This is a genomic window from Halopenitus malekzadehii, from assembly GCF_900108505.1.
GTDB lineage: Archaea > Halobacteriota > Halobacteria > Halobacteriales > Haloferacaceae > Halopenitus > Halopenitus malekzadehii.
This window is the reverse complement of record NZ_FNWU01000001.1, coordinates 849,552-863,072: the sequence shown is the minus strand read 5'-3', so window position 1 is coordinate 863,072 and position 13,521 is coordinate 849,552. Positions and strand designations below refer to the sequence as shown.

At 64.1% G+C, this 13,521-nt stretch carries 12 protein-coding genes; 6 read left to right on the top strand and 6 right to left on the bottom strand.

Annotated elements, in window-relative coordinates; translation table 11 throughout:
• Positions 1–166 precede the first annotated feature (166 nt).
• Positions 167–697: a VOC family protein gene (locus BLW38_RS04230; RefSeq protein ID WP_092814703.1), complete on the top strand. Its 531-nt coding sequence runs from the start codon at positions 167–169 to the stop codon at positions 695–697.
• 154 nt (positions 698–851) lie between these two features.
• Positions 852–1,964: a substrate-binding domain-containing protein gene (locus BLW38_RS04225; RefSeq protein WP_177167414.1), complete on the top strand. Its 1,113-nt coding sequence runs from the start codon at positions 852–854 to the stop codon at positions 1,962–1,964.
• A gap of 121 nt (positions 1,965–2,085) precedes the next feature.
• Here BLW38_RS04225 and BLW38_RS04220 read toward each other — a convergent pair whose 3' ends face one another.
• From BLW38_RS04220 to BLW38_RS04210, 3 genes are all read right to left on the bottom strand, one after another.
• On the bottom strand, positions 2,086–2,538 hold the full coding sequence (locus BLW38_RS04220; protein ID WP_092814698.1) for a universal stress protein: 453 nt from the start codon (positions 2,536–2,538) through the stop codon (positions 2,086–2,088).
• Positions 2,539–2,623: 85 nt separating this feature from the next.
• On the bottom strand, positions 2,624–3,613 hold the full coding sequence (locus BLW38_RS04215; RefSeq protein ID WP_092814695.1) for an aldo/keto reductase: 990 nt from the start codon (positions 3,611–3,613) through the stop codon (positions 2,624–2,626).
• Between the two features lie 102 nt (positions 3,614–3,715).
• On the bottom strand, positions 3,716–4,792 hold the full coding sequence (locus BLW38_RS04210) for a C-terminal binding protein (protein ID WP_092814692.1): 1,077 nt from the start codon (positions 4,790–4,792) through the stop codon (positions 3,716–3,718).
• 147 nt (positions 4,793–4,939) lie between these two features.
• Here BLW38_RS04210 and BLW38_RS04205 point away from each other — a divergent pair, with 147 nt between their 5' ends.
• Positions 4,940–5,914, top strand: a complete 975-nt coding sequence (locus BLW38_RS04205; RefSeq protein ID WP_092814689.1) for an EamA family transporter — start codon at positions 4,940–4,942, stop codon at positions 5,912–5,914.
• Between the two features lie 41 nt (positions 5,915–5,955).
• Here BLW38_RS04205 and BLW38_RS04200 read toward each other — a convergent pair whose 3' ends face one another.
• Entirely contained in the window at positions 5,956–6,771 is an 816-nt protein-coding gene (locus tag BLW38_RS04200) for a sugar phosphate isomerase/epimerase family protein (protein ID WP_092814686.1), read from the bottom strand.
• Positions 6,772–7,287: 516 nt separating this feature from the next.
• Positions 7,288–8,055, bottom strand: a complete 768-nt coding sequence (locus BLW38_RS04195) for an IclR family transcriptional regulator (protein WP_092814683.1) — start codon at positions 8,053–8,055, stop codon at positions 7,288–7,290.
• 304 nt (positions 8,056–8,359) lie between these two features.
• Here BLW38_RS04195 and BLW38_RS04190 point away from each other — a divergent pair, with 304 nt between their 5' ends.
• Both BLW38_RS04190 and BLW38_RS04185 read left to right on the top strand, forming a co-directional pair.
• Complete coding sequence (locus BLW38_RS04190; protein WP_092814680.1) at positions 8,360–9,598, top strand: mandelate racemase/muconate lactonizing enzyme family protein; 1,239 nt, start codon at positions 8,360–8,362, stop codon at positions 9,596–9,598.
• 92 nt (positions 9,599–9,690) lie between these two features.
• Positions 9,691–10,740: an LLM class flavin-dependent oxidoreductase gene (locus tag BLW38_RS04185; protein ID WP_245710044.1), complete on the top strand. Its 1,050-nt coding sequence runs from the start codon at positions 9,691–9,693 to the stop codon at positions 10,738–10,740.
• 46 nt (positions 10,741–10,786) lie between these two features.
• Here BLW38_RS04185 and BLW38_RS04180 read toward each other — a convergent pair whose 3' ends face one another.
• Entirely contained in the window at positions 10,787–11,623 is an 837-nt protein-coding gene (locus tag BLW38_RS04180; RefSeq protein ID WP_092814676.1) for an MBL fold metallo-hydrolase, read from the bottom strand.
• Positions 11,624–11,764: 141 nt separating this feature from the next.
• Here BLW38_RS04180 and BLW38_RS04175 point away from each other — a divergent pair, with 141 nt between their 5' ends.
• Complete coding sequence (locus BLW38_RS04175) at positions 11,765–13,507, top strand: thiamine pyrophosphate-binding protein (protein ID WP_092814673.1); 1,743 nt, start codon at positions 11,765–11,767, stop codon at positions 13,505–13,507.
• Positions 13,508–13,521: the final 14 nt, after the last annotated feature.

Genomic DNA, 13,521 nt, shown 5'->3' with positions numbered 1-13,521 from the left:
TCGGCGTCGTCGTAATTCTGACGCCCTTCGAATCCTCGTGTTTCGTGTTTGATCTCGGCTTGCGACGATCAATAACACATCGCTATCCATCCAGTGAGGCTACAGTTCACGAGGTATCCGTTTTCATACCGTGTGAATTTATATACGACTACGACCGTCGGTGCGTATGGACGTTCCGGACGTCGGGATCGACGTTCCCGAGATCAGCCAGGTCGCGCTCGTCGTCGAGGACCTCGAGGACGCGATGGAACGGTATCGCCGGATCCTCGGCATCGAACCGTGGGACGTCTACTACGTCGGCCCGCCCGAACAGGAGGAGGCCACCTACTACGGCGAGCCGACGGAGGCGGCCTTCGAGATCGGGTACGCATACCTCGGCGATCTCGAGATCGAGATCATCGAACCGATCGAGGGGAACAGCGTGCACCGAGATTTCCTCGACGAACGGGGCGAAGGGATTCATCATCTCGCGTGTTTCGCCTTCGATGACGTTTATGACGTCGTCGAGTCGTTCGAGAACGCCGGGATCCCCGTCGTTCAGAGCGGCACGTGGCACGACACACACTACCTCTACTTCGATACGAGGGACCGGATGAACGGCGTCTACTTCGAGACGCTGGCCGGCGGGGAATACGATCCGGGTCCGGACTACGTGTATCCATCCGAGACCGCGGCGGGCCCGACGGATTCGGAGTAGAATCAACCGTTTCGATGCGGCCGTATCCACTCGCCACGCTCGGCAAGATGGGACCGACACACGGAGCGTTCGTTTCGAGCGACGCCGCTAACGTGACATCTGGTACCAATAACCGTTATATTTATGTAATAGTATCAATATGGCACATACGCGAATGACCCGAAAGTCAACCGACAACACTGTCGAGTTCGAAACGGTGAGCCGACGCCATATGCTGGCAGCGACCGGAACGATCGGCGCGGCCGGTATCGCCGGCTGTAGCGGTAACGGTAACGGCGGTGGCAACGGTAACGGCGGTGGCAACGGTAACGGCGGCGGTACAGGCACGACCAACCAAGTGGAAAATCAGGACATCTCGATCCGGTATATCCCACACGGGGCGCCGGGTCAGGACCCGTTCTGGTCGGCACAGAGTGAGGGCTGGGAGATGGCCGTCGATCAACTCGGCGTCGACGCGGCCTACCAGGGTCCCGACTCATCGTCGAACTTCACCCAGCAGGTCAGTAACGTCGAGACGGCGATCGACTCCGGTGCCGACGCGATCGCAGTGACCCTCCCCGATCCGGATCTGTTCCAGGAGGCACTCCAGCGCGCCGCCGAGGAGGGCGTGTACGTCATCGTCACGAACGTCACCGAGCAGAGCTTCCTCGAAAGCGGGGAGCAGAGCATGCCCTACCACGGCTACGTGGGCCAGAACGAGGCGGCAGTGGGATCGACGCTGGCCAGCAACACGCTGCCGCTGATCGAGGAGGAGCTCGGCTCCCAGCCGAGCCGTGCCGTCATCCTCAACCACGATCCCGGTCACTCGGCGCTGTCTATGCGACAGGACGGTATCGAGCAAGTGCTGAACGACCAAGGCGTCCCCCACGACTGGATCGAGGTCCCTGGTGGCGATCCGTCCGGCGTGATCAGCAGGCTTGCCAGCTTCCGGTCCAGCAACCCCGACACGAGTCTGGTCTTCACCCTCGGCCCGACCGCCGGCAACCCGGCGATCGACTACATCACCAACGAGGGGCTTGAGGGCGAGGTGTTCCACGCGGGCTGTGACATCTCCCAGAGCCAGGCTGAGGCCATCAACGAGGGGTACAACCTGGCAGCAGTTATCCAGCAGCCGGCGCTGCAGGCGTACCTAGCAGCTCACTACCTCACTACGCAGGTTGGATCCGGAATCCTCACGCCGACGCATACACCGACTGGCCCAACGTTCGTCGATGCAAGCAACGTCGGCGCGGTCGAAAAGCAGATCGAAACGTTCGGCGTCGCCTGATATCGACGACGTCGTCGCTCATTTTCGCTCGGATACGTGCGGAGAACATCGCCATTGCAGTTATCAGGGTTCGGTCGACGCTCATCGTTGAGCCTCGAAATCTATCTTCGGCTCTCGTGCCTCACTCCCGCTGAACGTACGTTACCGGACAGGACGCGTTAAGCAGGACCTGTTGTGCGTGATCGCCGAAGACCGCCTTCCCCGTCGGCGACCGGCTTGATCCGCCGATGAAGATCCGGTCAACGTCGAGGTCATCCGCCATTCGGACGATTTCGACGTCCGGATCGCCGATCACGCCCCGGATATCGTAGTCGATTCCCGCATCCTCAAGGCGTGCGACCGGCGTGTTGATGCCCTCGTGTCGTGCCGCGAGTTCGTCGGGATCGAGGGTCCCGGTTCCGGACTCGATCTTCTCGAGCAGGGATTCGTACTCGCTGCGGGGGAACACGTGGAGCAGGGTAACCGATGCCCCCGTCGGAACCACGACGCCGAGCGCCGCATCGAGGATCGTCGTGACGTGGTCACGGTCGTTCGGCCCTACGGCGAGTAGCACATCGTCGATCTCGTTCGTCATACCGGATCCATCTGTTCGCACCTATATATCGTTTTGGTCGTCGGTGCCTCCGATCGGCGGCCGCGCAGTTCCGAGCCCGTTGGCGTTACCACCGATGGTGAACGTGGTCACGAATGACTGATTCGTAGACGGCATCGACGAGCGCGTGGTCCTCACCGGATGGTGCCGGCAGATCGGCGGCAGCAACGTTGTCACGGATGTGCTCGGGGGATGTCGATCCAGGTATGACCGTCGTGACGGCATCAAACGACAGGATCCATCGTAACGCGAACTGTGCGAGCGTGGCGTCCTCCGGCACCGCCGGCCGAAGTCGTTCGGCCGCCTCCACGCCGACCGAGAGGGGAACGCCCGCGAACGTCTCGCCGACGTCGAAGGCGTCACCCTCGCGGTTGAAGTTGCGGTGGTCGTTTTCCGGGAAGGACGCGTCGGCGGACATCGTCCCAGTCAGTAGTCCCGACGCCAGTGGGACGCGGACGATGACGCCGACGTTTCGACGGGCCGCCTCGCGAAAGAACAGCTCCGCGGGACGCTGGCGGAACGGGTTGAAGACGACCTGGACGGTCTCCACGCCGCCGTATTCGATCGCCTTGAGCCCCTCCTCGACGCGCTCGACGCTGACGCCGTAGGCATCGATCAGCCCGTCCTCCCGCAGCGACTCCAGGACCGCGAACGTCTCGGGCCGGTAGTACACCGACGTGGGCGGACAGTGGAGCTGGACCAGATCGAGTGACTCGACGCCCAGGTTCGTTCGCGATCGCTCGACGAACCGTTCGAGATTCTCGTGCGTGTACCCGTCCGCGGTGTGCGGATCGAGACGGCGACCGACCTTTGTGGCCACGGTCACCTCCTCGCCGGCGGGGTGATCCGAAAGGGTCTCGCCGATGATCCGTTCGGACCGGCCGTCCCCGTAGACGTCCGCCGTATCCAGGAAGTCGACGCCCCCCTTGAGCGCGGTTCGGATGGCGGTCCGTCCCGTCTCCTCACTCACGTCGCCCCAGTCGCCGCCGATCTCCCACGTACCGAGCCCGATCTCGGTCACCCGATGATCGGTCGTTCCGAGTCGGTGTCGCTCCATAGCGATCCATCGTGGACCGGGCATAAAGGTGGTCGGGTCGTAACGGTGCGACGCCACGCGGTTTACCCGCTCTCAGTCGCGTCGGCCCCGTCGGCAGCGGCGTCAAGCGTCGTCAGCGTCGTCAGCGGTATCAGCGTCGTCAGCGGCGTCAACAGCGGAGGTTCCGTTCGCTCCCTCGGGATCGTTCACGGCGTTCGTCGGCGGTCTCCCCTCGAGGACGCGTCGAACGTCCCGTGCCGCGGTTCGTCGTCGCTCGTCGTTCGCTTCCCGTGAGAACCACGCGACGTGGGGCGTGAGAACGACGGTGTCGAACTCGCGGAGCGGGCTCTCGAAGGGCGGGTCGGCCCCTCCCTGTCCCGACGGCTCGACGTCGAACACGTCCAGGCCCGCGCCGGCTATCTGACCGGTTCGAAGCGCATCCACGAGGTCCTCGGTGACGACGAGTCCTCCGCGGGCGACGTTGATCAGGACCGCTGATTCCTTCATTCGGGCGAACGCGTCGGCGTCCATCATCCCCCGTGTGTCCTCGATGAGGGGTGCGTGCAGCGAGACGGCGTCGGCGGTTTCCAGAACCGTCTCGAAGGGGACCTTCTCCACGTCCGCCTCGGCCATCGTCTCCGCATCAACGTACGGATCGGCGGCCATCACGTCCAGTCCGAACGCGCGTGCTTTCTCGGCTACGAGCCGCGCGATCGTTCCGAACCCGATGAGGCCGAGCGTACGCCCCCGCAACCGATGGACTTCGGCGGCCGTCACGTCTCTGGCCCAGACACCGTCCTTCAGGGCGGCGTCGTAGTCCGTGAGGTTTCGTTCCAGCGCAAGCAACAGCAGCATCGTGTGTTCGGACACCTCGTCTTGACAGTACGAGGGGACGTTGACGACGTAGGTTCCGGCCGCCGCGGCCCGGTCGATATCGATGGCGTCGACGCCGATCCCACACCGGGCGATGATCCGGCAGTTCTCCAGGGCATCGATCACCGCCGCGGTGTAGGGGGCGGACAGCAGCCGGTCGATCACGGCGTCGGCGTCCGCAAGCTCCGCGATCAGATCGTCGGTCGTCTCGACGTCGACCGGATGAAACCGGACGTCCATATCGTCGAACACCTCCCGCTCGATGTCGAGATCGAACGCGCTCCCGGCCGTCACGCCGACTATCGGTGTGGATGAAGCTCCCGTCATTCTCCTCGGTCGTCGTTCACGACGCGTCTCAAAGAGTGTTCCCCCGATCGAGCCCGGCACCGACACCACTATGTCACCCGACGCCACAGGAAGAATTATGTTGACATCGGAACCCTGCCCCCGTCAGTCGGTTCGATTCCGCCGTCCGTGGACGCCCGTACCCCGACGACCGGCCACGACGTCGTCCCACGGATGTTCATCGAGCTGAGCGCGGCCCTGGCGTTGCTGGCGTCGGTGTGTTCGGCCCTTCAGACCCTGTCGGTCGAGTACGGACTGGAGAACGGGGAGTACACCGGCCGTGAATCGCCGGCGCTGGCCGCGACCGTGGTCACGATTGTCGTTAGCGTCGTCGTGTTCTGGATCCTCCTGGCCGTTCGCGGCGTCGAGCTTGCGGGCGTCTCCATCCGGGGGATGGCGCCGTTCGTGGTCGCGGGACTGTTGAACCCGGCGGCGTTCCGCGTGCTCTACTTCCGCGGGATCGGCCGCGTCGGTGCCCGCGTCGCCGCCGCGGTCGTGGGGGCGAACCCCGCTGTTGCCGCGCTGCTTGCGGTTCCGCTACTCGGCGAATCGTTCACACCGGCCACCGGGATCGGGCTGAGCTGTATCGTCATCGGCGGCATCGTGCTACAGGGGGCCCGAACGGACGAGGCTGCCTCGGAGGACCTCCTCATCGAGGAGTTCTCGCGAGTGAACGTGCGTGACCTCCTGTTCCCGGTCGTCGCGATGGTGCTTCTCGGCGTCTCGTTCGTGCTGGTCGCGATCGGGCTGAACCGGATCGACGATCCGCTGTTCGGCACCGCCGTGGGACAGACCGCCGCGTTGGTGGCGTTTCTGGCGCTCTTCGGCGTTTCGGGAGCGGCGCGATCCGGGGTTCAGGTCCGCGATCCGCTCGCGCTCGCCGCGTTCACGCTTGCGGGCGTCTTCGTCGCGGGAAATTGGCTCGCGTGGTTTTCGGCGCTTCAGCTCGGGACGGTGATCACGGTCATCCCGCTCTCGAACGTCGCACCGCTCGTCGTCGTCGTGATCTCGTACGTGCTCGTGAGACAGGTGCCACGGTCGCCGCGCATTCTGAGCGGGATCGTCAGCGTCGTCCTCGGCGCGTCGTTGATGCAGATAGGGTGACCCCCTGAGGGAGGACGGCAGGAAGGCCGGCGATCGGCGGTCTATGCGTCAGTCACCGACGACCAGTAGTCGTAGTTCTCCTTGGCGTGCAGGAGCGGCCGATCTGTTTGGTTCTCGATCTCGATCGTGAAGTGGCCCTCGTACCCGACCTTCTGGAACGCCCCGTAGGCGCCCTCGAGATCGAGAATGCCGTCGCCGAGATCGGTAAACGATCGGAAGTAGTTGATGACGTTGTCGAGGTGGAAGTCGCCCGCGGTGAGCGCGTCCCGGTTTGCCGCGAAATCCTTGACCGGTTCGACGTCCTTGAGGTGGACGTAGGCGATGTCGTCGGCGAACCGTTCGATCCCGTCGGTGACGTCGCCGTCGGGGAAGTTCTCACCGTACGGGTAGTAGTGGGCCGTATCGAAGACGAGTTCGAGCCCGTCGACCGCGTCGAGATAGTGGCGAATCTCCTCGGGCTGCTCGACGGCCGTCGCGCCGTGGTGGTGAACGAGGGGTTGGACGCCGGCATCGAGGGCCGCGTCGGCGAGCCGCCCCAGCCAGTTCTCGACGGTCTCGGTCTCGTACCGTCCCCGCTGTGGCGGCAGTAGTCCGACGAATTCGGCGTCGAGACCGGCGATAGCGGGCATCTCCTCAACCATCCGATCGACCGCGTCCTCGCTTTCGATCCACTCGCTCATCGCCAGGTAGAGATCGAGGTCGTACTTCGTGAGCCACGCGGAAAGCGTGTCGAACCCGATCGAACGGATCTTCTCGACCCCGATCTCGACGCCGTCGTATCGACAGGCCAGGATGTCGGTGAGCGCGGTCTCGACGTCCTCGGCGTCATACATAACGGTGGTGTACCCAGTTCCCATGGTACGGCGAAGTACGGTCCGTGAGAAATAGCTTTTGGTCAGCCGGCTCGTCCCGTCCGACTGCCTGGCTGCGCCGTGGGATCGGCTGTGCGGCGGATGGCGACTTCACAGCGCGCATCGGCCGGGGCCGTGCGCCCACTCCGTCACCGTATGTCGTCGTCACCGTCGTCTGTCGTGATTTCACGCATCATACGAACGTTTGGGAGATGCAAACTGATGGTGGCGGGAGACGGGACGGATCTCCACCAGCGTACGGCTCTGGCCCAATAGCACTAACAAACATACTACTGTAAGTCCAATGGTGGGTTCGATATGATCCCGACCGCCGTTTCACCTTCGGTGGGTGGGGAGCGACGTCGTCTCGACCGACCGATACGATCAAACCGCGGTTATAATCCCTTCAACGGCCAGTTTTGGTCGCGTTACCGATTACGGATGGAACGGCCGCCCAAACAACAGATCGACGTTTGCATACGACGAACAGTAGGGGAACTGCAACCGGAGCAGCCTCACCGATCAGGAGAACTTGGCGTTGATCTCGATCACGTTCGCGGATCGGGAGACCATGTCCGGTAACTCCTCTCGGTATCGATCACCCGTCATCCGGCTCGAGGGGCCCGAAATGCTGACGGCACCCAGAACTTCGTCCTCGCCGGCCTTCACGGGCGCAGCGACACACCGTAACCCCTCTATCTTCTCCTCGTCGTCGAAGGCGTACCCGCGATCCCGGATCGTCTCGAGCTCCTCGAAGAGTTCCGTGCTGCTCGTGGTCGTGTTCGGCGTGTATCCGGGCAGGCCGTGTCGATCGATGATCGCTTCGACACGCTCGCGCGGGTAGTGGGCCAGGATCGACTTCCCCAGCGAGGTGCAGTGGAGGTATTCACGTTTGCCGATCGAGGAGGCCGTCTGAACGGCTCGCTCGCCGCCCTTCTTGTACAGATAGACCCCCTTACCGTGTTCCTCGGTTGCAAACTGGACCAACTCGTTGGACTGTTCGGCGAGGTCCGACAGCTCGTCGGTCACCACGTCGTAGATCCCCAACCGGTCCTTCACCCGTTCACCGAGTTCGAGATACCGGAGACTGAGCTGGTAGTCGTCGCCGTCCTTCACGACGTGTTCCTTCTCGAGCAACGTCGCGAGATGGCAGTGTATCGTTCCCTTCGATCGGTCGAGCGCGTCCGCGATCTCGGTAACACGTGCCCGATCGTGTTCGTGAAGATAGTCGATGACTTCGAGGGTGATCCCGACTGCCTGGATCGTTCTGGGGTTCGTTTTCGGCGTCATACCTGCAGCACGTACCCGCACATACTAAATTGTTTGTGTGCTCCAAACGGAGACGCAGACGGGATCCGGATCGTCTCGATCCGGGCTTGTCACCGGAAGTTATAACAGCCATCTCCGCAATCGACCTGATAATGCGACCCGCCTCGAACGCGCCCGTGTCCGCCGTCGACGCGACGCGTGATCCGATGCGATCGATGGCTGGTCGCACGGCCGCCCATCACGGAATCGACCCTCCGGACGTGGGAGGAATCGTCCGGATCGACCGACGTGGGAGTCGACGACAGCGACATCAGATTCACACACCATGTACGAGGACTTTGCATCCACACTTGCAGCGACGATGTGGACCGACTTCGATGAGACGCCGGATCGAGACGGGCCCACGCCCGAGATAACCGACATCGACACGATCGTCATCGACGGGAACTTCCCGTGGACGATCGTCACGCTCGAAACCGACCAGGGCGTGACCGGGATCGGGGAAGCGTATCCGTCGCCAGGCGTCCACGAGATCGTGACGGACTACCTGCGGCCCGTACTCGTTGGGGAGAATCCGCTCGACGTCGAGCGGCTCTACAACCTGATGCGTGGGAGCCTCTCCGGCCGGGGTTCACAATGGGGGGTTGGGACGATCGCGATAAGCGGCGTCGAGATCGCCCTGTGGGACGCGGCCGGAAAGATCCTCGATCAGCCGGTCTACCAGCTCCTCGGTGGGAAAACCCGCGAGGAGGTCCGCGTCTATGCGGACTGTCACGCTGGGGAGGCGATGGTCGCCTCCGCCGAGGAGGGACAGGAGGAAGCGACCTACGAGCCCGAGGCGTACGCCCAGGCCGCCCGGATGGCGGTCGATGACGGGTTCGACGCAGTCAAATTCGATCTGGATGTCCCGTCCGGCCGGGACATCGACACGCTCTCCCGCCACTTCGACCCACCGGAGATCGAGCACAAACGATCGATCGTCGAGGCCGTCACCGAGGAAGTCGGCGACGACGCCGAGGTTGCAGTCGACCTTCACTGGAACTTCAGTCCCGAAACCGCCAAACGGCTCTGTCAGGCGATCGAGCCATACGACCTCGCGTGGGTCGAAGACCCACTCCCGCCGGAGAACACCGACGCGATGCGGGAGCTGCAGCGGTCGACGGACCAGACCCTGCTGACCGGGGAAAACCGATACGGCCGACACGGCTTCCGGGATCTGATCGAGGACCAGGCCGTGGACTTCCTCGCGCCGGACGTGCCCAAAACCGGCGGCATCGCGGAGACGAAAAAGATCGCCGAGATGGCCGAAGCCTACTACCAGGCGCTCGTCCCCCACAACATCGGCAGCCCGGTTGCCACGGTCGCGACTGCACACGTGGGCGCGACGGTTCCGAACTTCGTCGCCCTTGAGTACCACGCCCGGGAGGTCTCCTGGTGGGACGACCTCCTCGCGCGGGACGAGCAGCTGATCCAGAACGGCCGGATCACGGTTCCGGATGGCCCGGGACTCGGGATCGAACTGGACTGGGACGTCGTCGAGGAGCATCGAAAGACACGATCGTGACCGCCACGATAGCAGGCGGTTCGACGCTGATTCGCTCCCGTATTGGGCAGTGACGATCGGCCGACTCGGCGGCCGATCGAGCACAACACCTAATGCAGGGCCGTTCCTACCGGCGGACGACGATGGTTCGCATCGACTATATGGCACATCAGGAGCAGTACGACCCGACGACGCTGTTGGACTACGGCGAGCACGCCATCGACAGCGGCTATGAGACCGTCTGGACGTCGGACCACTTCCACCCGTGGTTCCATACGGATGCGGAGTCCGGATTCGCGTGGTCCTGGCTCGGCGCCGCCACGGAACGGCTCGACGGCCCGATCGGCACGTGCGTCACGCCGGCGACGGGCCATTATCACCCGGGAATGATCGCCCAGGCGTTCGCGACGCTGCAGCAGCTTCACGACGATCCGGTGCTCCTTGGCCTCTCGACCGGGGAGGCGATGAACGAGACGCCGCTTGGGTTCGACTGGCCCGAGTATCCGGAACGCCGTGACCGCCTCGAGGAGGCGATCCAGATCATTCGCGCGCTGTGGGGCGACGAGGAGTGGGTCAGCGACGCGGTCCGCGACCGGATCGACGAGGAGGGATTCGTCAGCTACGACGGCGATCGGTTCGACCTCGACGAGGCGAAGCTGTACACGACCGCTGACAGGTCGCCGGAGCTGCACATCGCGGCGAACGGCCCGAGCACCGCCCGACTGGCGGCACGATACGCCGACGGTTTCATTACGGTCAAGAAGGGCGAGGAGTACACCGACCGGCTCTACCCGGCGATCCGACGATACGCCGAGGAGGAGGGGAACGACCCGGACGCGATCGAGACGACGCTGCTCGTGACCGCCTCGTACCATCCCGAGTACGAACGCGCCCTCGAGGCGACGCGACCGTGGTGGGCGACCACGCAGAACGTCTTCGACCGGGCGATGGCGAACCCGAAGGAGATCGAGGCGGAAGGCGAGCAGGCGACCCGCGAGGAGATCGAGGAGAAGTTCCTGATCGCCGATGATCCGTCGGCGATCGCGGCGCAACTCGAGGAGTACGCCGAGATGGGATTCGACCGGATCGCCGTCGGCAACACCAGCCCGGAGCCCGAACGGCTGTTCGACGTGATGCACGACGAGGTCATTCCGTCGCTGTGATCGACCGCGACGCGAACCGTCGGATCACGATTTGACGGCGGATCGTTTATAAACGGATACGGTCGCCGATCTCGACGATCTCGAGGCGACGTGGGTACTCGAAGCCGCGTGCGTGCTGGTGCAGGGAAGCCGGATCCGCGGTCAGCCGCTTCCACATGTCCCAGTGGCTCGGTAACAGTCGATCGAGCTGTAGGTCTCGTGCAGCCTCCAGACATTGGTTCTCGTCGTTGTACCATTTCGTGACGGACGGAACTCGAGTCTCACGATCCGGAATCATCCCGACGGTTCCGACGGCCAACACCCCGAGATCGATGTCGTACCGTGATCCGATGTCGGCGAATTCGGGATCCGGTTTCGAATCGCCGCCGTGGAACATCGTTCCGGCCGGGTGGTCGATGACGTAGGTGACCGGGTGGCTGGCGTCGGGGTCGGTCGCGGGCTCGACGTGGACGGTGAACGCGTCGATCTCGATGGCGTCGCCCTCCACAACGGACACCAACTGCTCCGCCGCGACGTCGTACGTCTCCGGCCACGCCTCCTCCTCACGAGCCACGGCGACGGCGTCGTCGGGGCCGTAGAACGTGGCGTCGGTCCTCTCCAGGATCGGTGCTTGCGAGGGACCGTGAACGTGGTCGACGTGTTCGTGGGTCGCGAGGATCGCGTCCGCGTGCTCGACGTCGGTCGGATCGAACGGAACCGGGATCATCCGGATCGTTCGCGGCGGATCGCCGGTTCCGAGATACGGATCGATGAAGATCGTCGTTCCCTCCCCATCCCGGAGGACGAACCCGTTACAGCCGAGGTACCAGACGGCGACGCCCTCGGGGTCGCTGTCCGCGATCGCCTGCGGCAGCCAGTCCCCCCAGTCGCTATGAACGGCCATATCCGAACGTGTGATCGGTTATAAGCAAGAGTGTATCGGTTCCGTGGGTCGGGGTTCAAGCCGAGAACCCATCACGATGCTGCATCGGTGCCGAACCGGCGAGGGCGAATGTTTATAATACACCGTCCTGATCGATCAGGTATGCCTATGCGTACTGGTGGCGAGATCATCGCCGAGTATCTCGAAAAAGAGGGCGTCGAATATCTCGTCGGCATTCCGGGCCACGGCAGCACGAACCTACTCGATGCGTTCAACGAGTCCGACGTCGAGGTGATACAGCCGCGACACGAACAGGGTGCGACCCACCTCGCGGACGGGTACGCTCGCGCGTCCGGCGAGCCCCTCGCCGTGTTCACCTCGATCGGTCCCGGCGCGACCAACACGGTGACCGGCGCGGCGACGGCCTACGTCGACTCGATCCCGATGGTGATCTTCACCGGTGCGCCACAGACCCACGAGTACGGCGAGGGTATCCTCCAGGAGCTGGACCGACAGAAACCGGGGGACTTCCCGAGCGTGATGGAGCCCGTCACCAAGCGGAGCTTCGTCGCGGACGACGTCGAACGGTTGCCCCGAATCCTGCGGCGCGCGTTCCAGATCGCGGTGACGGGACGGCCCGGTCCGGTCCACGTCGACGTGCCGATGGACGTCCAGGGTGCCGCGGCCGACGTCGAGATTCCCGATCCGGCGGAGACACGCACGCACAGTCGGCCGGGCGGCGATCCCGGATCGATCGCGGAGGCGGCGGACCTACTCGCCGAGGCGGATCGACCGGTGATCGTCCCCGGCGGCGGCTGTATGCTCGGCGAGGCCTGGGACGAGGTCCAGGCGCTGGCCGAACACCTGCAGGCGCCCGTCATCCCGACCTTTCAGGCGAAGGGGATCATCCCGGAGGACCACGACCTCTTCGTCGGCTATGCAGGATGGATCGGCTCCACCGCCGGCAACGAACTCGCGAGCAACGCCGACGTGGTCCTCGCGATCGGCTGCCGATTCTCGGACCTCCACACGTCCTCCTTCGAGCAGGGGGTCAGCTTCGAGATCCCGCCGAGCAAGCTGATCCACGTCGACATCGACAACACGGAGATCGGCAAGAACTATCCCGTGGATGTCGGGATACTCGGCGACGCCAAGGTCGTCACCGATCAGCTGTACGAGGCCGTCTCCGAGCGGCTCGAGCCGGTGACGACCGAGGACAACGAGTACTACGAGGAGATCCAGCGCCTGTGGAACGACTGGCAGGACCGGGTTGAGGAGCGCCACACCGACGAGGTCCCGATGAGCATCTCCCGCGTGCTCGCGGGGCTCCGCGACGTGCTACCGCGTGAGGGACTGATCGTCTCGAGCGCGGGGCAGCCACAGGAGGTCACGAACCCCGAGTTCCCGGTGTACGATCCCCGGACGAACATCTCCTGTGGCGGGTTCTCGACGATGGGATTCGGCGTCTCCGCCGCCATCGGCGCGAAGCTCGCCGAGCCCGACCGCCCGGTCGTGAACATCGAGGGCGACGGGAGCTTCCTGATGTGCAACCAGGAGGTCGCCTGTGCGGTCGAACACGACATCGACGTCACCTGGTTGGTCGTCAACAACAACGGCTGGAAGTCGATCCGGAATCTCCAGGTCGACAAGTACGGCTGGGACCGCGTCCTCAACACGGAGTTCGATACGGAGGACGACGTCGACTTCGTGGCGATGGCCGAGGCGTTCAGCGTCGGGTTCGTCGAGCGAGTCGTCAAACCCGAGAACCTCGCCGAGACGCTCGAGGCCGCGATCGATCACGACGGTCCCGCGTTCGTCGAGGCCGTCGTCGAACCGGACAACCCCGACTCCGGCGCGATCATCACCGGCGAGTGGGACCTGGCGGACCTCGAGGCGGACGACTGAGAGCGACGAGCCGG